This window comes from Flavobacterium psychrophilum (assembly GCA_001708385.1).
GTDB classification, from domain to species: domain Bacteria; phylum Bacteroidota; class Bacteroidia; order Flavobacteriales; family Flavobacteriaceae; genus Flavobacterium; species Flavobacterium psychrophilum_A.
Window position 1 is genome coordinate 3,457,630 of sequence record CP012388.1, and the last position, 21,996, is coordinate 3,479,625.

Below are 21,996 nucleotides of genomic sequence, written 5' to 3' on the forward strand. Positions count from 1 at the left end.
ATCCCTTGCTGTTTGGGTCGAGGGCGCAACATCGGTGGTGCTATTTACTATAATACACTATCCGGCCGCGCTGCCCTTATACCCGGGCTGCAACTTAATGCTAACGGTATGAAAGCGGAAAGAAGAGACGAGAACGAATTGTTATTCAAATTCCTTTTGGAATTGGTGTTGGGTCAATGGAATGCTGTTGTACCTGAACAGAAAAGTTCCAATACAAACGTGATGGAAAACACTTCCGCCCCCATCCGTGAACTTACCCAATTGCTTTCGGAAGAGCTACGTACCTTGTTACTGCATAAGGCGCTGGTACACCCTCGGAAAAGATTTGGAATTATCCAGCATGGAATAGTTGTATTGGATGCTGACTTTATAATCCAGGCAATGGGAAGTACGACGGCTTCATATTTCGGGTACTCTGAGGTATCCATGTACCGAAGCGATTTCAATTCCTATCTGGTGCCCTCCTCGCAGGTTGATTTTATAAAGGCTGTGAATGCCATGCAACAAGACAAAAAAAGCCATCCAAAATTACTGAAGTTGACCTTTGAGACACCTGACAAAACGCAACTTAGCGCAGAATGCTTCATTGATCTGCTTCGCTATGGCAAATATGATTATATAGTCAGTCTCTTCAGCCTAAAGCCTGTAGTGCCAGGGCAAATGCTGGATAAGGGGGAACCTGTTGTAAAAAGCATAACAGCCGCACAGCAGGTATATGATTTTATTTTGGCACACCAAGAGGGATTGCTGCCAACGGCGCATGAATTCGCCAGGCGATTTGGCACCAATGAATTCGAATTAAAAAAGGAATTCAAAAAGCGCTTCGGCACCAGCATTTACCAACACTATTCGCAGGTACGCCTTGAAAGGGCGATCTTGCTTCTGAAGCAGACAGCAATACCGCTATCAGAGATAGTACACCTATGCGGATTCGAAGATTATTCCGGTTTTGCCAAGGCTTTTAGAAAGCGGTATGGTATCAGCCCTGCCAAGGCTCGGGAGACAAACGATTAGAATAATTCCTGATTGACCCTTTTTTATTCCTGAATGTCAGTTCGATAGGTCGTAATATTTGCCAATTTCACAATACTAAAACTGACATGCCATGAGCCGTATACCCGCGCTACGGGAAGCTGCCTTAAAAACAGTATCCTTTCTATACATCCTCCTTTTTGTTTACGCTGCCGTATCGAAGCTACTGGATTTTGAGAATTTTAGGACACAGCTAGGACAATCGCCGCTACTAAGCGCTTTCGCGGATTGGCTGGCGGTACTGGTGCCGGGAACGGAATTACTTGTTGCGCTGCTCCTTAGTTTTAGGCGGACCCGGATAACAGCACTTAGTGTAGGCTTTGGAATTATGGTCATGTTTAGTACTTACATTTATTTCATACTGACCTATAGCCCTTATGTCCCTTGTTCGTGTGGTGGCGTCCTGGAAGGAATGGGATGGAACGAGCATCTTATATTTAATTTAGCCTTCGTAGCAGTTGGCGCAGTAGCATTGCTACTGGAAGCCAGTGTAAAAAATATCATGCTTCGCATTTGCGCACCGGCCATTACCGGAACATTTATAGTTATTGGCGGCTACATATTGTCCGGTGAACTTATTGCCAAGGAAAATCCCTTTGTCAGGCGTTTTATACCCTTGTCGATAGCAGAAGGCCGTGAAGCATTGTTACCAAATCCCAACTTTTATTTTTCGGGCTTTGGCAATGGTGAGGTGTATTTGGGTAATCTTGATTCTCCCCTTTATTTTCTCTCTTACAATAATGCATTACAACGGCAGGATTTTAAAGTTTCCATTGAAGATGCCAGACATACGTTTAAGTCCCTGAGCTTAAATGTTGCCCCACCATATTTCTATCTTTTTGATGGCAGTGTCCCAACAATCTACAAAGGCGATCTGAAAGATGGCCTTACCACGGAGGTATATAAAGGACCACGAAGGTTTACTAAAGCTGCTGCATTAAGGGACAATACCTTCGCAATTCGGGGGCAGCTGCCAGGTTCAGGAGAGCACCAATTACTTTTGTTAAACAACAAAAGTGGCGAGGAAATTATCCCGAAGGATGCTTTTTTAGAAAAGCAAATTGATGGAGTCTTTGATACCGAAGGGATGCTGCTTTACAGCCGACCATTGGACCGGTTTGTCTACACCTACTATTACCGCAACCAATTCCTGGTGGCTGATGGCGATTTGAACCTGCTCTACAGAGGCAAAACCATAGATACAGTCAGCAAAGCCCAACTTAAGATTGTAAAGATTAAAAGTACGGGCGATGTAAAACTGGCGCGCCCCCCTCTTACGGTAAATAAAACTACAGCTGTCTACGGTAACCTGCTTTTTGTACGGTCGGGTCTAAGGGGCCGTTATGAGCCCCCTGAGGTATGGCAGCAAGCATCTGTGATAGACCTCTATGATATTGTTAAAAATGAATATGTTTCCAGTTTCTATGTATATAACAAAGATGGTAAACCTTTCCAGTATTTTATAGCAGACCAGAATGGCCTGTATACGATAACCGGGAACAAGTTGCATTTTTACCCCTGGGGTAAGCCCATCAAGAAAGTGATCAATATTAAACCAAAAACTATCGGCCGATAGCAGGGGAATGATCGAAAACCTGTAAAAGAGTAGATCTCAACTAAATTTTTATTATTATGAAAACTTTTTTAAAACCAGCGCTGCTTTCAGCAGCAGCATTTGTCCTGGCCAGTGCCGGGGCAGTAGCGACAAATAACAATAAGAGTGATGCTGAAGAAGTGCAAACTACTTATTATATACACAAACCATTGGCCTCAAGCTGCCAGGCGGTGAATGTGAATTGCACCACCACGCCGGGGCAACCGTGCATGTTTAATGATGGAACGACCAACTGGCAGGTCTACAACAGGCCTGCATCGGCGACAGATTGTAGTATACTCCTATATCGTCCATAAAAAAGACAGGCAGCTCAATGCTGCCTGTTTTATTTTACATTTTCTTATCTGTAATCCAATCCGCCGGTTCATTTTTCAGATGGTAGCCAAACCATGAAAGGACGCGATCTGATAGGTCGGTTTGGTTTTTATCATCGACCAAAGCGTGCGATTCCCCGGCATAGGCTAACATCACTGCCTGCCGTTTTAACCTTCGTAGTGCCAAATAGAGCGATAAGCTTTGTGTCCAAGGCACTACGGGATCATCTTTTCCACACCATAGCAGTAACGGGGTAGTAATTTTATCGGCATGGTGCAACGGCGAGTTCAACAGATAGTTATCCCTGTCATTGAAGTAGGATTTTCCCATGCGGAATATTTGTGTTTCGTAGCGCCAAAGCTCCGGCAGTAAAATCTGCTGGCCAACTGAAAAATAGGATGCTGTCAGGTCGCTTATCATAGACCCGCTAACAGCGGCTGCAAACATGTTTGTCCCAGAGATTATGTATGCTGTCTCATACCCTCCAAAGGAAGTTCCTATTAGGCCGAGTCGTCCAGGATCAGCAACACCCATATCAATTACTTTTTGGGCTGCGGCAGTGACGCATTCAAGAGCTGAAATTCCGGGAGCACCCGTCCGGTAATAAATGTCGGGTAGCAATACTATGTATCCGTTTAAGGTAAAGCGTGCTATATTTATCCCTATCCCATTTTCATCCCACGGGACTTCATAGTGATGTAAGCGGTCGGACATATTTTGATATACAAATGTGACCATTGGATACTTGCTTCCGGGTGTATACCCGGCAGGATAAAATAGCGCCGCTTTCATGATCTGCCCGCTTGTATTTTCGTATGTGATTAGTTCTGATTTTCCCCATAGGAATTGATCCTGTACCTTGTTGGACTTAAAAATAGTTTGGGCAGTACTATGCCCATTTCCCATTTTGATGCACGGTGGCGTATCGAACCGCTCATAGATATACACAATACCTGAGCGGGAACATATGGGTTGCCGCACATGTCCTTTCTGCGAATCAATAATTTTCAGTTTACCGGATGGCAAAAGCATATAGTACGATTCGCTGTTATCCTTTTCTGAGGTACCCACAACATATAACACCTTTTTAGGGTCAAAACTATTTACTGATCCCTGAGAAATCAATCTGTATACAATCCCTTTGCTATGCCCCTGGGTTAGCCTCTTGCATTTTCCCTGAGCGGTTGCCAGGTAAATATCGTATTCATCGTAAAGGTAGACACCCTTGCCATCGGCTGTCCATCCTGCAAGCCCAAAGGGGTGTGCCGGTGGCAGTGCGTTGGTTCCGTTGGTATCCCACTTGGTTGTCATCTGGCCGGTCAGGTTAAGGAGCGCGCCGGATTCAGGGTTGTACAACTGCCAGTTGCCCATAGTATAGAATGCTATGTTATTATTTAATGGGCATACTGAGAGAAAACCAGGATCAGTAGAAAGGCTTTTCACCAGTACCTTTTTCTTCGCTGACAGGACATCAGCAATATAGAAGTCGGTAATGGGATACAGCAGCGAATCCGCAGCATTAAAACCGGTGTTTCGCAACAGCACATAATCCTGCTTACCGGTATATTGGTAGATGGGCAAGACCTCAGAATTTATCCTCATTATGCCACTACCCGGGATCCAGGATAACAGTTCTTTTTTAGAATAGTCTCCCATACTGTTTTGTAACGTAACAAGCATGCTGTCACCTGCGTGCCATACTTCAGGCTGCGACCGTTTACTGGTATTGCCTTGCGGTGTAGTTGTAAACAGTAGCGTGCCCTGCGGATTGACAGTTACACTTTCCACGGAACTTAATTGTGTACCGTACTGTGCGGGGTTTATTGAATAAAGTCTTTGCTGTCCCAGGTTATAAAGATGAACTTCTCCTGTACCGTCTGTCGCCTTTGATGCAAACCCAAGGTGTCTGCCGTCCTGCTGCCAGGAAAGTAATGAGACTTTTCCGCTGGTACTATACACGGTTTGTTCCGCATTCCCATTAAGGTTTAGTAGCTTCAGCGACTGGGCATTGCCCATGGAGCATACGTAAGCCAGTTTTCCAGTCCTTTCGTTGTACTTAAAGTCCAACACACCTTTGAGCGTTGTCTGGATATGACCATTTTTTGTATTAATAAGATGCAGGCAGTTACTGTTATCTGCTTCGCTTTCAAGGGCAATAATCACGGTGCGACCCGGTATAAGGTGATAAGAGATAATGTGCTCCCGTGTGAACGTTTTCCCTGATTTAAGATTAATAATCCGTAAATTGTTTTCAGGTAACTGTACTACGAATGTTTCTGCATCGAGAAAGGACGGCTGTCTGCCACCGGGCAAGGCATACAGGGTTTTGCCTGGGGATGACTTTAAAAATAATGTGTCGGCATCTTTATACGCCAGGTGGTAGCTTACCCAGTCGCCTTCGGGAGCGACCGCTGAGAGGGAAAGACGGCTAAATCGCCCGTAATCCTCCGGTGTTGCATGGGATTTTACCTGCTGCGCTTGCCCAGTAAAGGGGAAGCTGCATAAAACAGGTAATAGGATGTTTCTAAGGGTAAGCATTTTAATATCCGGGATTTTGGGGACTTAGGTTTGGATTTAATGAGAGTTCATCTGCCGGTATTGGGAAGAGCGCATCTGTGGTGTTCCAACCGGGTTTAAGCCCCTGAAGGGCACTATCCAGCTGTCCGGTTCTTTTCAAATCAAAAAATCGGTGCCCGAATTCGGTGAAGAGTTCCACGCGCCGTTCCCTAATTATCTTGGCTACGAGTTCTTGTTGATCCTGCGTGATTGTTGCGGGCAGACCTGCTGTTGTACGAATTTTATTTAGGTCTTCAAGTCCGCCGGCCACATCCCCAAGCTTTGTCCGAGCTTCGGCCCGGATAAGGAATTGTTCGGAGAGCCTAAGGACAATGGAATATTCTAATTGGGAGCCGGACCCGCTACGCAGCTTGTATTTGTAGGGATGGTACCAAAGCGATGTTCCGTCGGTTATTTCACGGATCCACACCTCCCTGCGCTGGTCGCCACTTTCAAAAGCGGCAATCAGTGATGGTGTGAGTGCCATGGTTGGCGGCGGACCGGATTCGAAGATGAACAGGTCGGCCTCAAGGGTGTTGAAAGCTGATGTTGCGGGGCTAAACTGCCATATTGTTGCAGGACTATCCTTTAGGAATAAAAGGCTTAAGTCGTCAACCCACTGCATGGCCGGATCATCAATAACTGCGGTAGCATATAAGGAAGCTTCCTCCCACAATCCTGCATACAAGCTGGCGCGTGCTAGTAGGGCCATTGCCGCCGTTTTTCCGGGCCTTGTACGCTCTGAGGGCATCCCATTGCCTTCCAGTAGCGCAATCGCATTAATAAGGTCTTCACGGACCTTTGCCAATGCCTCTTCATAACTAAGCCTGCTGAGGGAGCGGTTGACAGTATAATCAGTTGTTTTCACATACGGTACGCCTCCATACATTTCATTGAGGTAAAAATGTACAAATGCCCTTATAAATAAAGCTTCACCCAACATCCTGTTGCGCTCGGCAGTGGTAAGTGCCTGAGCATTTGTAACGCCCTGGATGACCGCATTGGCTGAGAATATAAAGCTATATCCCTGATTCCAATAGAATTTGGCATCGCTTTGTGAGGAAAACAATGCATTTTGATACAGGTAGTTAATATCCTGCCTGTAAAAATCTAGTTCGTCTGCATAGAGGCCCATATTGTTGCTCAAACCACCGAGGTTACCGCTGAAAAGGCCCGCATCACGCATTCCCGCATATATGGAGCTAATCGCTGCATTTGCTGTGGTGGGGTCTTCAAAGACCGTTTGGCTGGTTAGTTGTGACGGGGGAAGATCTACCTCGACAAAATCGCTGCATGAAACAAGCAACATCACACAGAAAGATGCATATGTAATTACTACTGTTCTAAAATTTATTTTTTTCATAAGTATTTTTTTTAAAATGAGATATCTATACCTGCGCTATATACTTTCAGTGGGGGTAGAAAACCCGCGGTCCTGAATTCGGGATCCGCCCCTTTGTATGGCGTAAAGGTCAACACGTTCTGCCCTTGGGCGTAAAGCCTGCAGGAAATTCCGGGAATAAATTCTGATGGAAGCCTGTAGCTCAGGGAGATATTCTTAAGCCGTATATATGAGGCGTCTACTATCATCGCATTACTTGAGCTGTAATTATAGTACGACTGTATAGCGTCACCGTTGGCCCCCGAAGTAAGGACCTGGTGCTGGCCTACACCTGTGGATGGGTTGTAGGCATTGTCGGCATCATTACGCTGGTTGTACATCTGTCCTGCCGGAACACCGGCGTCGAAATCAAAGTTTTTCTGTTTGGTAAATTGCAGCAGAAAATCAAGGCTCCATGATTTATAGCGTAGCTGGTTCTGAAATCCCCCAAAGAATTCCGGTGTAAGGTCGGCAGCAACTGAGCGGTCTTTGTCGTAACTGATCACCCCGTCACCGTTAACGTCTGAAAAGGTGTACAGCCCGGTGGAAGGATTCACCCCGGTATAGTTGTAAAGCCTTGATATGGTTATAGGCTTGCCTATTATGTAGGTATTGGCATAAGATGATCCGGCAAGGCCGGGAAAGGAAAGCAACTTATTCCGTGCCAGTGATACATTAAAGCTTGATGTCCACTCTAAGGACGGCGATTTTATGTTTTCTGTACGCAGGGTGAACTCAAAACCTTTATTCAGTACGGTAGCATCCAGGTTGGCATTAATGGATGTGAAGCCTGTCGTCCCGGGCAAAGGTATGCCCACCAATTGATTGGAGGAACGGTTGCGGTAGTAGGCGGCCGTTAGGAAAATGCGGTCGTTAAGAAAACCAGCCTCCAGGGCAAACTCAAGTTTTTTATTGATTTCCCATCCAAAATCAGGATTGTAGAGCCTTGTCGGTGTAAGACCGATTGTCCCCTGATAAGGGACACCAGTGGAAGCATAAGTATCGACGAATTGATAGTCGCCAATCTGATCGTTGCCCGTGGTGCCATAACTGGCCCTGAGCTTGCCGAAACTTACAACCTTATTATCCGGTCCAATGAAATTCTCACGGGAAAATATCCATGCAGCTCCAACAGCACCAAAGTTTGCAAACTGACTGCCGGGGCCAAAACGGCTGGAGCCGTCACGCCTTCCGGTTACATTCAGAATGTATTTATCAGCCCAGCTATAATTGAGCCTGCCAAATACTGCGGCATATTTATAGATACTCTGGTTGCTTCCCAATACCAAGGTCTGGTTGGCAGAGGCCAGGTCTTTAATAAGACTGTTACTGGTAAAGCCATAACCACGTTGGTAGAGGGCATTACTGTTTAGCTGTTGGAACGTTGCCCCGGCAAGGGCGGTTAACTCACCTCCTAAAATTTCCATATGATAATTCAATTGCGGTTCCACAATCCACGAGCGGCGATTGGTCAGGTTTGACATCAGCATTGAATCACCGCTACCTACGCCGTAGGCGGGGTCATACATTGTAGAGGGCAGCGTACGGAGTTCGGTAGTCTGCAGGTTGGTGAGCCCCATACTGACCTTCGCCTCAAGCCCTTTTAGAAGGTTATAGGAGATCAGCCCGTTGGTTACTACGTCATAAGTCCTTGTAAAGACCTGGCTGCGCAATGCGGCTAAAGGATTGTTGAAGGTTCCGCCCTCCCAGTTCAGCTCACCGTCAGCATCGTATAACGCAGGAGCGTTTGGTGCAATACTGCGCGATATACTGGTGAGATCGGTTGAGGGCAGGTGATTATTCTGCGCGATATAACTCCCGGTTAGGCTGGCTTTGAGCTTACCGTTTTGTGAAGTATGGTTCAGGTTATAGTGCAGGCTTCCTTTTTGGTAGCCAAAACTGCCCGGAAAAACTGTGGACTCTTTGTAATAGGTACCGCTGATTAGAAACTGGGTCGATTCCGAGCCGCCGGAAAGCGCCACCTGAGTGCTGTTTATTCGCGCTGTCCCGCCTATGAGCTCCTCCTGCCAGTCGGTGTAGCGGTTGGGATCCCATGTACCGTTGACATCGTATGCGGTGGCGGGATAGCTGCTTATGCCGTCATTGGCATAGGCCTGCCTTCTCATCGCCAGGTATTGCCCGGTTTTCATAAGGTCAACGAAGTTAACTACTGAACCAGCGCCTGTATAGGAGTTCACACTTACCGTTGTCTTGCCTGCTTTGCCTTTTTTAGTTGTAATCAATACTACGCCATTAGCACCCCTGGAACCGTAAATGGCCGTTGCATCTGCATCCTTAAGCACTTCTATGCTTTGTATATCGGATGGGTTTATACTGTTGAGGGGGCTGGTAACACTTGGAGTGGCGGATGAAGTTTGACTGTATCCGATAGGGTCTGAAGCATAGGGAATCCCGTCAATGATATATAGAGGGTTATTACCATCGGGGCGTAAGCTGTTCTGGCCCCTGATCCTTATTTGAAATGCCCCACCGGGCATCCCGCTTTCCTGGGTAACCTGTACACCGGGCATCCGGCCCTGTAGTGTGGCCAGCATGTTAGTAACGGGCTGCTTTTCGATATCTTTTGCCGTTATTTTGGCAATGCTGCCGGTACTTTTCTGCTGTGATACCGAATAGTACCCTGCATTTATTGTTACCTCTTCAAGGCTGGTTGCCTCTTCAGTTAGCAATATAGCACCAAGATTGTTGCCGGTTACAGCTACTTCAAGGCTTTTATATCCCAGGTATTCAAAAACCAGCGTGTTACCCGTTTGTGCCTGTATCGAAAAATGACCTTGCAGGTCGGTCACTGTTGCGGTGTGGGTGCCTTTCAGTATGACACTTACCCCGGGCATTGGCCCGGTAATATCTGATACCGTCCCTGTGACGGCCTGTTGCTGGAAAACCGCAATAGATACGGGTTTTAAAGTTGCTGTGGCTTTAAGGGGGAGGCAAATCACTATCAAAAAAAAGAAAATGAAAGTCCCGCCTTTGCCCAATACGGAAATTTTCATAATATTGGTAAAGGTTAATAAAACATAATTTGTTAATCGCTCAGGCCTTCTGTGATTCGACCGCCAAGTGGAAATCAGAAGGCTTTTCTTGTTAAATAGTCTAGTAAGTCGGTAGGTTATCCTTCCCCATATTTTCTCAGGTATTTATTATACAATCATCTAAAACATCCTGCACCTTTCCCTCCAAGGTTACTAAACCAATTGTGAATTCGAACGGGTCGGGCGCAGGACTATGCCAATCAACACAGTGACTAATCTTATAAATGGATTGCGAAACTTTAAAAGCGGTTGCTTAGAATCAAAGATGAAGTTATTTCCCTTAAAAAAAGAGGCGTGGGTTTAAACTCACCTACTGCCTTCAAGGTACTGGTATACCGGCGCGCAATAAGTGAGCCCACGCCATATTTGGCGTGAGCATTTACACTTATCTTTCCGCGCGCTAAAAAGTACCAGTTTTTGAAGGCGGATATCAAAGCGAATGCTTCATATGTCGAAATTGAAGTATCGCAAATATATTATAAACGCAAACATAATGAAAATTTTTATAACGCGGATTTCTATCCGCAAATATTTCTTATTAAGGCTGTTAATTTGTTATATGGTCAATATCCACCAGCAAATAAATAAATTTATCGCCTCCAAATGGATCGAGGGCGCTAAATCAATACGTAGCTTTGCAGTGGATCATGGTATTGACGAAAAAACTGCACGTCGAATAGCCGACTCAAAAGACAATTATAAAATTGGGATAGAAACATTGAACAAAATTTGTGAAGCAAGGGAAATAAAGCTTTCAGATTTTTTTAAAGAAATAGGTCTTTAAAGGAACATATTACACTAAGTAATTTTCTAAATGTTTTTGATTTCTTTTATCAAGGAAACTTATGTGGGACAGAGTGTATCACCTATATGATTTTAGAAAGGTTTGTGGCGCATCATTTTATATAAGGGCATAAGTAATTTAAAAACTGTTAAAACCTCAGTTGGCAAATTACTATCAGACATCTCCAAGTTTGTAATTTCATAATCCCTCCCTATAATGAAATACTTTTCAATGTTATCTTGCTTACAAAAAGCATGTAGGTCTTCTTGAGATACAAATGATTTACAAAGACGTTTATTATCATTTACTAAAATCCAGTATTCAGGAGGAAGACAAGTCAATTTGTTGAAGAAAGAGTTTCTATAAGTTAGATCATTCATATTATTCTTAAAGTAATCCCTGTCAAAAAGGCTTCCCTTATTTTCTTTTCCAAATAATAGCCAAATTCCTATAGTTGTAAGTTCTATTCGAATTTGTAATCTTGAATGATGAATAAATGTTTGAAGATCACGCTGCTCTTTGTCGCTAAAATAATTTTGATATTTCTTTATTTCAGGTTGAGATTTACCGTAACTTAACCACATTGCATTCAATCTCCTCGGAGATAATTCATTTATCTGATGATGTCTGGAAACAATATTTCCATCAGTGTTTGAGTGTAAAATTTCCAATCCATTCTTTTTAAAAGCATGATAAATCATGTTATGTAGTTCCAATAAACGCCCCTCTACACCCTTCCTTTCTTTATTGGCAGAAAGTGAATTGTCTAACCATATTTCCTTTCTAAATGCCCAGTGATGTTCAAATTTGAAAAATCTATTTGAAAAATCTATATTTTCTAAGGGATTTGACTTCTTCTTTTTAAATTTAAACTTGATATTATGAGTCAGCGGATAGGAATTTCTATTATCTTTTTTATATTCATTTATGTTATATTCATCAATTGGAAAAGACTCATTAAAAATATTGTTAAACCATGTAATCAAATCTTTACAATGGTCAACGTCATTAACTAAATAGTTCAATTCGATGTTATTACTAAAGCCACCATCAGTTAGATTTGAGGATCCAATAAATGCAGACCAACTATTTCTATTTTTTGCTAAATATAGCTTAGGATGAAATGTTCTAACTTCATTATGGTAGAGTACTGCCTGTAATTTTTTATTTACAAGCATATTAGCTTTCAATAGTTCTAATACTTCTGCGGTAGTAGGTAAATCTATACCGACAATAATTTTAATTTTAGAATTCTCAGGGATTTCATTTAATAGTTTATTGAGTGTGGATTCTTTTAGAAGAGCTACAGCAATATATATTTCTTGGGCTTCATTAAGAAGATTCTTTAGGGGAGCCTCCAGTTTATCAACGATCATTTAGCGTTAAGTGATAGAATTATAGATTTAAAACTGTCCAAACTTGCCTCTAAATTTTCTATGATATCTAAGGCAAGTAATTCTGGAGACGGTGCGTCTTCGAGATCATCAAAACTATTATCTTGTAACCAAACAATATCTAAGGAAGTTTTATCTAAAGATATTATTTCATCATATTCATATTTTCTCCATCGTCCATTAAGGTTATCTTCATTCCATGTTTCCTTACGGTTAGTAATGTCCGTTGGGTTAAAGCATTTTCTAAATTCTTCTAAATCCTTTAATTTTAATGGGTTTTGTTTTAATGTATGATGAATATTAGTTCTGTAATCATAGAACCATATCCTTTCAGTCGCTGGAGTTTTCGATAATTCTTTTTTAGTAAAAAATAAGACATTAGCTTTTACTCCATGGGCATAAAAGATGCCGGTTGGTAAACGCAATATAGTATGTAAATTAGCTTGAGATAGCAGTTTTTTGCGGATTTTTTCTCCAGCCCCACCTTCAAATAATACGTTGTCAGGTAAGACTACAGCAGCCCTACCATTTTCTTCAAGCATACTATAGATATGTTGTAAAAAAGAAAGTTGTTTATTGCTTGTGGTAGTCCAGAAATCACTTCTATATATGTAACCCTCTTTTTTTGATAATTCTTTATCATTGGTTGGAACGTCGCTACTGCTTTTTCCAAAAGGAGGATTTGCTAAAACAATTTTAACTTTTTTTGCATCCGTTTCTTTTAGGCTGTCTGTTACTTGTATATCAGGAGTGTTCTTTAAATCCCCGATACCATGCAGATATAGATTCATTAAGCATAATCGAGCAGTTGATCGCTCAATTTCCCAACCATGAAATGTATCAAATTTAAGAAAATCATCTTCAGCAGAACTTGGCGTAGTATTATTTATGTACTGTAATGCGCCAAGAAAGAATCCCCCAGTCCCGCAAGATGGATCGGCGATTGTCTCCCCCAGCTGAGGATCGATGCATTCTATTATTGTTTGAATTACGGCACGAGGAGTAAAGTATTGTCCCGCACCACTATTTTCAGCATTTTTTTGAAGTAAGCCTTCGTATATTTCGCCTTTAACGTCCACTTCAGTTGAAGACCAATTGTCTTCATTTATGAGAAGTATTAATTTTCGAAGTTTTGAGGAATCGCTAATCTTATTTTGAGCACCGATAAAAATTTTTTCAAGCATGCCGCCAGATGCTGATAATGTTTTTAATATCTGTTCGTATTGAAATAACAAGTCACCTTCGTCGTTTTTAACAAGAAGTTGCCAATTGCAAATTTCAGGTAAATCATATTTAGATTTATTTTCATCTGCCATTTTTAAAAAGAGCAGATATGTCAGTTGTTCCAAATAATCATTATAACCTAAACCATCATCACGAAGCGTGTTGCAAAAATTCCATATTTTTTGTACAATTGTGTTTGTCATAATTCTATCTTGATATTACTTCTAATAAGTCTTCAAGCCAAGTATATTCTTTTTTTTTGTGTCGAACGTAAGAATGTACAACTGAAGAATATGGTTTATCGCCTCTTGACATTAAAAAAATTCGTTCATAACATTGATCTATATATATCTCTCTCTGCTTTTGCGGAATGTGGGTGTTTTTCCAGTAATTGTGTGCTAATTCGATTTCGTTTTTACAAGTTTCCCATATTTGTCTTCTTGCAATTACCACTGGCTTGTGGTTAAGCCCGTAAAAATATATAGAAAGTTTCGCTCTTTTGAAATTAAACGAATCTTCTAATTCATTAGCATTTTCAATAGCGTCACCATTTGAGTCAAAACCTATATATTTTGTGTCGCGAGGATTGATAGGATCGAGCAAATATGTTGTTTCGCATCCACAATGATCATCATACGGGGATGCAACAACGCAACCGTCAGCGGTTAGATCTATTGGGAAAAAATTACCCTTTCCATATGGCTTTCCATCAATTTGAAATCTATCACGTCTTATTTTATTAACTAACGTTCCTGCTAATCGGAAATTTTTCCAATGATATGATAACCACCAATATCCGTCAGTTCTAAGTATGTCTCCATTTTCTGCTTTTGATTTTAATTTTGGGCGGTAATGTTCTATTTCCCATTCACTCGAATTTGCTGGAGATTCAGAATACCAACATTTTCCGTGAGATAATTTTGAAAGTGCAGGATAAAGTTTTGACCAGTGATTATTTCTGTTTAAGTAAGTTTTTCGTGCAGAATGACTCATTGCTTTTAGCTTTGCCAAATGCTTTTCTGCTTCCTTTTCCCAGTTTTCAAAAGCTCCTTTACCTTTAATTTCATCAAAAGATATGGCTAAATCTTTAATATTAATTGGTCTCATCAGAAAAATGTTGCTTGGTTAATTTTTCAATTATAGCCTTACTCAAAATCTTTAATTCTTCCTCTTCTTGATCTGTAAATTCAACTTTTTGAAATAAAGGATTTTCGGATATTGCTTCTAAGTATTTATCATACCATGGATCAAAAGTTGTATCGTTAAAGCCTGATTCTTCTATTTCACTTTCAATCTTTTTATACTCCTGATATTCTACATCCGAATTTTCATTATTGTCAATTTTAAATTGTAAATACCTTTTCCGGTTAAGTTTTAACTGCATGTATTTACTTAAGACTGATGGTAATCCGAAAAGTTCACTTCTCAGGATTCCTGTTACATCTAATGCTCTTGGATCAATATGTGGAATTTCTACTTCTAATTTTCCAGCATGATTGGTTCGGAAAATCCTAACTTCTTCCTTGCGCAAACTTCCAATTACTAATGGATCGTGGGTGTTAATAATTATTTGAGTTGATTGATGTTTATCAACGACCTTATCTAAAAATTCTAAATATCTCCATTTCCAAATTGGATTTAGATGGGTGTCAGGTTCATCTAATAGGATAAGGGAGTTCTCGGCTTTCGTAAATTTCAAAAGTCCTAAAACCGTCAGTAATTGTTGCTCTCCTTCACTTAGTTCTTTGAAGACAATTTTACCAGCATTTCTTTTCCTAACTTTAACACGAACTTCTTCTATAAGATCTGAAATATAAAGGCTTTCTAAAGCTTTGAAGAAATCAGTATTGTCCTTATAATGTTTAGCAAGTGCTTTTAAAGATGATTTATCCTTTATAAAAAGATATAATCTTTGCTGAGTTTTACCATCTGTTCTAAAATTATCTTTAATTCGTGGTGAATCATATATTGGGGCTATAGCTAAATCCCATACTTTATCTAAAAAATTTTTAACCAATCCATCGGAACCAAAGAATCGATTATCTCCTTTGCCTTTCCACAAAGGCTTCTTGAGGACAAATAAGACGGATTCCAAATCTTCAATACCCAAAATTTCATTTAGAAACTCAACCGAAGATTTTTCTTCATCTTCAAAGGAAAAATAAGCAAGAAGCACAAAATATGAGTGAACTAATTGGACATAAAATAGTTTGCGTAAATCATCTAATTCATTTTCGCGAAAATTTTTCTTAATGATTTTTTCATAAAATGCTTTTTGATGATCCCAGAATATCTGTTCAAGTTTGTTGCTTAATCCTGAGTAATAAGCAAATACATACTTTGGCTGATATAAATGTTTTGTGTTTTGAGCAAAGAATGCCGAAAAAGGCTTCGTTTCGCCATTAACTGAGATAGAATAGTCTCTCTTTTTAATATTACTATCTATTTGTTTAAAATCTTCGCTTTCTTCGCTTTCTTCGACTTCGCCTACTGTAATGTTAATTTTATGTTCATCAATCGTATAATCAATTATATAATTGAAATCGGTTAGCTTTCTATCATTAGATTTACTAAGGTCGAGGTGTTTAAATATAAGAATGAGTGCTTCCATAAAGTTGGACTTTCCTGTAGCATTTTGTCCCATTAGAACTGTTTTCATTTCCCTGCAATCAAGGTCGATATGAAAGTCCCTTAAGTTCTTATAATTCTCTATATAGACTTTATTTATTCTCATTCTTTATCTACCAACTTTAAAAATGACTCCTTTCCATCCCTTTTTGTTTCAATGACCACTCCTGATTCAATGTTTGTTTTGAGTGCGTCATAAAATTTATCAATACTGTCTTTGTAGATGGATGACTGCCAGACAAGGTTAGATGCTACCGGCTCTTTACTGTCTTTAAGAATCTCAATTATGTCTTTTAAATTTTCTTCCATATCCAAGGTATTAGGTGTAGATATTCTAGTAACTATTTCAAATTTATTACGGATAGACGGGAAAAGGAAGCGCTGGGTCTTAACCTTTTCAAGGAGTATCGTTGCGGGCTCGTCATTGCTTGTTTGGGGGACTAATTTTCCCTTCAAAGCATCTTGTAAAAGATGTTGCTTTAGAACATCAGATTGCAATAGCCCGAAATTAACTGACTTTTCAATCGCAGATATATTTGAGAACTGTCTATCTAATTCTTCTGCAATTGAAACTTGTTCATCATATGACGAAGGGATAGGAATGGGTATTTTATTTAGGTTTAATTGAGATAGTTTAGGCTGTGCACTTCCGGTAACATATTTAGAAATGTCTAATGAATTAAAATAATAGTATAGATAGTCTAAATGATAACCGCTTTTTGCCTGTACAATATGAGCATGATTGTTAACCCAAAATTTTCCATCAACTATAAATGCTAATTCTTTAGATTTAGTTAAAAGGTTAGCTCCATCTTCACCTATCAAAAGATATCGACCCTCAAAAATGTAATCATCAATATGATCAATTACACCCGTTGCTCCATAATATCTAAACTTACCTTTTCTCTTAGATCGCACAGATTTGCTGAGTGGTACCCTCTTTGAATCGTAGTTTAATATACATTCTTCAAATCTAATAATTTTCCATCCTTTTGGTAATTCCCCGAATTTTACTTCGGGGTCAATGAGTTTACCACTAAATGCATAATGTAAAATTGTAGTCTTGTACTTTTTTAGTTGAGCCAAAGCTATTTCTAATTGCTTATTACCTTTTTCTAATTCACTGAACAACTCGTCCAGTTTCGAAGCTATCCTGTCTTGCTCAGATCGAGGAGGAAGTGGGATAAAAATATCTCTAACAATTGTTAAGTTAACCCTTGATCGGGTAGTACCCTTTGTAATCCTTTTAAATTGATCCTGAATATATTTACTGTTTATTGCATAGACTAAATAATCAGTATTTACGATTTGATTATCAGGTCTTATTCTCATAAGGTCAGCGACAATTATTCCTTCAGGGTATTTCGCCGGAACTTTGCAGCAAAGACCTAAAGGCTCTCCTAATTTAGTAATAATTATATCTCCTAATTGAAACGAATGGCGTTTCAACTCCTCTGCCTTTCGTTCAGTAATATATTGAATATTTTTATCCAGAAAATAGCCAGCTTTAATGTTTTGGATCCTAAAAACGGGTATGCCTGCTGACTTATATTCATTTGCTTTTAGATTTGAACCAAAAGGTCCGTCAACAAAGTCGCTTTTTGGATTGCTGACCATATCACTTAATTTAGCATTTATCCAATTCTCTGGTAAGCTCATATTGTTGTCAGTGTTATCTATATTCTTGGTACACATGTTATTTAGTAACCGCTATAAAAGCCATTTCTATTTATAATACAGTGAATCAAGTGTGTAGTATTTGTACTCTTGAGTATGTAAGGAATATTTTCTAACCGACCTGAGATTATCTTTGTTTTTAATGTATGGGTAGTCTTCCTAATCAAATATAGGGTTTTCTAATAAATTAGCAAGTATGTAACTTGAAATTGACCACTTTTCGGCACAAAAACAAAAAACCCTTGAGAATCTATTGATTTTTAAGGGTTTTAATTTGTTTCTTGTGGTACCCCCAGTACTACAATGAAAAATATATAATAGTCCAATATCTATTTTTTTTGAGGTCCAGACGCTAGTCCATTGTTTTAAACCCATTATTACCTGCTATTGTATGCAGGGGCAAAATCACGCTCTGATAGGTTTCAGTAGTAATCCCTGTATTTTCAAGAAGGGGGAAAACAGTCCAATATTCTTCCAAGAACTTATTTTTAGGAAAGGTAGAAGTTACGATCTCATACGCGTGTTTGTGCAAACGGACAAACGGTTCTAAATATTTCTCTATAGATGGCAACCGATTTGATTTAGTGCTATTGAATTGTTTATCAATTGGCGCGAGGTTCCAAATCAGGTCATGCGATACGAAGGCATGGGGTATAAAATGGTCTACCGCATAATTGGTTATGTCCATTTTGGTATTGGTATATATGCAATCAATTGTTCCTATTTCCTTAAAGACAATATCCCAGTATTGTTTGCGTTGCATCGATAGCGAACCCCTAAATGGTGGCTTTACAAGCTTACCTGCAATATCTGGTACGCTTGGATTGCGCAACTGAAGAAATTCCGCAAGGTTCCATAAGCAAAAATCTTTTAGTATGCGCGAATGTATTTTCAGGTAATCCACCCACTTCGGATTAACAATAACCTGTCGACCATTGAGCGCGTATAAACATTCCTGCTCAAAAGTTGTTGATGCATCATAAATGTATCGTTTGTAACTACTATCACTGGTAGTGCCGGATTTGTTAAACCAAGGTGTCAAAAACCAATGTGGTACATTTTTATCGAAATGCCACAATGTTTTTATTGTAAGGAGATTTTTTGAAGCAGTCAACCGGGTTACAATTTCCTCCTGACGCAGGTTTACCGGTATGCCTTCTGTTTGTTTAATCATTTGTACTGCCTGCTGTAAAAGATCCTGTTTGCCAAACGATACATGAAAGTAGTTTACGGTGTACCATGCCCCCGCAACCATACGGGCAAACAGTTCCTGTTTATTTATAATTGTATTTCCCTTTTCGACGGCTTCAATTAATGCTAAAAACCAGTAGAATTTGTACGTTGCCGAGGTGCTTGAGAAAAGCCCGGAAAGCTTCTGGATGGGCAGGTTATTATCGTGAGGAAATTGGGGCATACGTTGGTTTTGCTATGTTTGTTTATTTCATTGATCGAGTAATGAATAGACCAAATATAGACTCTTCTCATTAAAAAACAAAGTATGGCTCAAGCCCTGCCTGCGCCGTGATTGCAGCGGCATCCTTTTCAGAGAAAAAGATACAGCGGAAAGCGCGACGAGGCGCCTTCTTACAAATGCGTTGTGGTATATTCTATAAAGAAGTTTCAAATTTAATGCCTGTAAACAAAAAATATTATCTATTTGTTTAGAATCCAATTTTTTACGTAATTGGCATCAAATAAACCTTACAACCTCATATGCCCCGCCGACAGCAAACATCTGCTATATCTATACTAAGTATTGTAATGCTTTGCATTTCAATTATTGGCATTTATTATTTGTATAAGAAATACGTAATTGAGAAAAAGCAACGACAGCAGCTACTCTCTTTAAAAGAGCAAATAAATGAAGCCAATAGTTACGGTGCCCGTTTAGTTGATTTTAGCAGCTATTTTGCGTATTACGACGAGCAGCAGTACCGCAAGAACTTTCAAGCCTTGCGAAAATCAATAGTTCCCAACTACGGGCGTTTGGGACTGGATCTGCCCCTTGAGGACGCAATCCGGACTTTTATAGCAACGTATGATTCCATAACTACAATCAGGAAAGACTACAATGATGCCTTTGTCAAAAAAGAATCAGAGGCCTACCGCTACCTTTTTGATTCCCTTGAAGAATACCCTTTATCTGATGACCAGATTGAGGCAGTTATCCGGGATGAGGACAACAACCTGATCATTGCCGGGGCGGGTACGGGAAAGACTACCACAATATCTGCCAAGACGGCCTATATCCTGGAAAAAGGACTGGCAAAGCCCGAGGAGCTGTTGATCATTTCCTTTACCAAAAATGCGGTTAAAGAGATGAAGGAGCGTTGTGTAAAGTTCTGTAAAGACATCCCTGGCGTGGAAAACCTGGATGTAAGGACATTTAACAGCTATGGCTACCTGGTCAAGCGCCACTGCTCAAAAGACGAGCTGCACCTGGCCTTTGGTGGGGATGAAGAGGCTGCCAAGTCCTGCCTACAGGAAATATTTGATGAATTGTTTTTGAACGATAGCACCTTCCAGCGTAAGGCGGTGAATTTCCTCGCTTTTTTCAACAGGCCGGAGCGCGACGAGTTCAAGTTTAAAACCAAGGATGAATATTTAAAGTATGAGCAGAGCTTTAAAAACGTAACGCTTGATGGCAAAACAGTGAGCAGCAAGGAAGAAATGCAGATCGGCAATTTCTTCTGTTTGTTTGGTATCAACTACGAGTACGAAAAGCACTTCCCGCTGGCACCTGAGGACCGTAATGCAGACTTTGGCAGCTACCACCCTGATTTTTTCCTGACCGATTATGAGATCTGGCATGAGCATTTTGGGATTGACCGCGAGGGTAATGTCCCAGACTGGTTTACCAATAAACATCCCTATCCGAATGCCACAGCATATTATACGGCAGGAATGCAATGGAAGCGCTACATACACTATAAAACAGGTTCGAAGCTGATTGAGACCTATTCGTATGAAAATAAGGAAGGGAGCCTTATCAACAACCTTAAAAAACGATTATTGGAACTTGGCGTGGCACTAAACCCCCAAAAGCCCGAAGATATCCTTCCGATGGTAAAGCAATCGGCCTATTACGAAGATTTCATCAACCTTATGCACACATTTTTAGGCCTTATGAAATCCAATGCCAAGTCGCCGGAGGCCATAATAGCAAAAATGGGCGACCGCCGCCTTTCTGTCTTCCTTGATGTTTTCAAACCAGTGTACCGACGTTATCAGGAACGTTTAAAAAGCGCTTCAGAGGTTGACTTTAATGATATGGTCAACCAGGCAGCCCAGCATATAGGCCGGGGCGATTTTACAAGGCCTTATAAATATATACTTGTCGACGAGTTCCAGGATATGTCCCTTGGCCGTTATGAACTTCTGAAGAGCCTGAAAAAACAAAATCCAGGTGTCAAGTTGTATGCTGTAGGTGATGACTGGCAATCGATTTTCAGATTTACGGGTAGCGACATCTCAATTATCACCGAATTTGAGAAACACTTCGGTTTTACATGTATGACTCCAATTTTGCGCACCTACCGCTTCAACGACGAGATACTTCAGGTCTCAAGCAACTACATCCAGAAAAACCCTGCCCAAATCCGTAAAACCCTGTTTTCAGACCGAGTGGCGGATGCTAAAAGCTTTGCCTTTATCGGATCAGAAGTTGCCGGTGGCCGTGAAGCCCACCAAGAGGCGAAGGAGCTGGGGATCCGTTTGGTTTTGGAGGAGGTGAAAAGCCTCAATGCAAAAGCCAAAGTATTTTTAATCGGCCGCTACCACCATAATATACCACATTCCTTCAAGACCTTGCAAAAGGAGTATCCTGGCCTGACGGTAGAATACTACACGGCTCACCGGTGTAAGGGTATGACCTGCGATTACGCTATCCTTTTGGATGTTAATTCCGGTACGCTGGGTTTCCCCTCAGAGATGGCTGACGATCCACTACTGAACTATTTATTACATGAGGGTGACGGTTATGAGAATGCAGAGGAGCGCCGTGTATTCTATGTGGCAATCACTAGGGCCAGGCATAAGAATTTCCTGTTGTATAATAAACTAAACCCCAGTAAATTCCTAAGTGAGATTATGGATGAGCCGGACGCAGCTGAATCACTGGCATCAAAATGCCCGGAATGTAGCGGGCGGCTTGTCGAGCGCAAAGGCCCTTACAGCACTTTTATCGGATGTTCCAACTATCCGCATTGTGATTACAAAAAAAGTAAGAGCCTTACCGCTACCACAACCGTTTAAACTTACAGTGATACCCGGCAGAAAAGTAGTTGCCTCTTTTTCCGATTATAAAACTTATTTTCCTTATCACCAACCTTTAGAAT

Annotated in this window: 11 protein-coding genes and 2 pseudogenes; 4 read left to right on the forward strand and 9 right to left on the reverse strand. The window is 40.7% G+C overall.

What is annotated here, in order from left to right; translation table 11 throughout:
* The first annotated feature begins 12 nt into the window (after positions 1 to 12).
* Positions 13 to 1,014: a hypothetical protein gene (locus ALW18_15225; protein AOE53748.1), complete on the forward strand. Its 1,002-nt coding sequence runs from the start codon at positions 13 to 15 to the stop codon at positions 1,012 to 1,014.
* A 91-nt stretch (positions 1,015 to 1,105) separates the two neighbouring features.
* Positions 1,106 to 2,608 (forward strand): hypothetical protein, encoded by a 1,503-nt coding sequence (locus ALW18_15230; protein ID AOE53749.1) that lies wholly within the window; start codon positions 1,106 to 1,108, stop codon positions 2,606 to 2,608.
* Positions 2,609 to 2,977: 369 nt separating this feature from the next.
* On the opposite strand, the gene ALW18_15235 is transcribed toward ALW18_15230, so the two are convergent.
* The 3 genes from ALW18_15235 to ALW18_15245 are packed head-to-tail and all read right to left on the reverse strand — an operon-like array spanning position 2,978 to position 9,913.
* A complete protein-coding gene (locus tag ALW18_15235) occupies positions 2,978 to 5,500 on the reverse strand; it encodes a hypothetical protein (protein AOE53750.1) in 2,523 nt (840 codons plus the stop codon).
* 1 nt (position 5,501) lies between these two features.
* A complete protein-coding gene (locus ALW18_15240; protein ID AOE53751.1) occupies positions 5,502 to 6,881 on the reverse strand; it encodes a hypothetical protein in 1,380 nt (459 codons plus the stop codon).
* Positions 6,882 to 6,892: 11 nt separating this feature from the next.
* On the reverse strand, positions 6,893 to 9,913 hold the full coding sequence (locus ALW18_15245) for a TonB-dependent receptor (protein ID AOE53752.1): 3,021 nt from the start codon (positions 9,911 to 9,913) through the stop codon (positions 6,893 to 6,895).
* Positions 9,914 to 10,511: 598 nt separating this feature from the next.
* Between ALW18_15245 and ALW18_15250 the strand changes: the two genes are divergently transcribed.
* A complete protein-coding gene (locus tag ALW18_15250; GenBank protein ID AOE54440.1) occupies positions 10,512 to 10,736 on the forward strand; it encodes a hypothetical protein in 225 nt (74 codons plus the stop codon).
* Positions 10,737 to 10,828: 92 nt separating this feature from the next.
* Here the strand turns inward: ALW18_15250 and ALW18_15255 are convergent, their stop codons facing one another.
* The 6 genes and pseudogenes from ALW18_15255 to ALW18_15280 all read right to left on the reverse strand — a co-directional run bounded on the left by ALW18_15255 (position 10,829) and on the right by ALW18_15280 (position 19,073).
* Complete coding sequence (locus tag ALW18_15255) at positions 10,829 to 12,112, reverse strand: hypothetical protein (GenBank protein AOE53753.1); 1,284 nt, start codon at positions 12,110 to 12,112, stop codon at positions 10,829 to 10,831.
* Positions 12,109 to 13,557 carry a DNA methyltransferase gene (locus ALW18_15260; GenBank protein ID AOE53754.1) on the reverse strand — a complete coding sequence of 483 codons (1,449 nt, stop codon included), beginning with the start codon at positions 13,555 to 13,557 and terminating at the stop codon, positions 12,109 to 12,111. Before ALW18_15260 ends, ALW18_15255 begins: the two co-directional genes overlap by 4 nt.
* Before the next feature lie 4 nt (positions 13,558 to 13,561).
* A complete protein-coding gene (locus ALW18_15265) occupies positions 13,562 to 14,461 on the reverse strand; it encodes a hypothetical protein (GenBank protein AOE53755.1) in 900 nt (299 codons plus the stop codon).
* A 487-nt stretch (positions 14,462 to 14,948) separates the two neighbouring features.
* Positions 14,949 to 16,088 (reverse strand): annotated as a pseudogene (locus tag ALW18_15270) (hypothetical protein).
* A 920-nt stretch (positions 16,089 to 17,008) separates the two neighbouring features.
* Positions 17,009 to 17,641: pseudogene (locus tag ALW18_15275) on the reverse strand (hypothetical protein).
* 370 nt (positions 17,642 to 18,011) lie between these two features.
* Positions 18,012 to 19,073 (reverse strand): hypothetical protein, encoded by a 1,062-nt coding sequence (locus tag ALW18_15280; GenBank protein AOE53756.1) that lies wholly within the window; start codon positions 19,071 to 19,073, stop codon positions 18,012 to 18,014.
* Positions 19,074 to 19,372: 299 nt separating this feature from the next.
* Here ALW18_15280 and ALW18_15285 point away from each other — a divergent pair, with 299 nt between their 5' ends.
* Positions 19,373 to 21,913 carry a hypothetical protein gene (locus ALW18_15285; protein AOE53757.1) on the forward strand — a complete coding sequence of 847 codons (2,541 nt, stop codon included), beginning with the start codon at positions 19,373 to 19,375 and terminating at the stop codon, positions 21,911 to 21,913.
* The last annotated feature ends 83 nt before the right edge of the window (positions 21,914 to 21,996 follow it).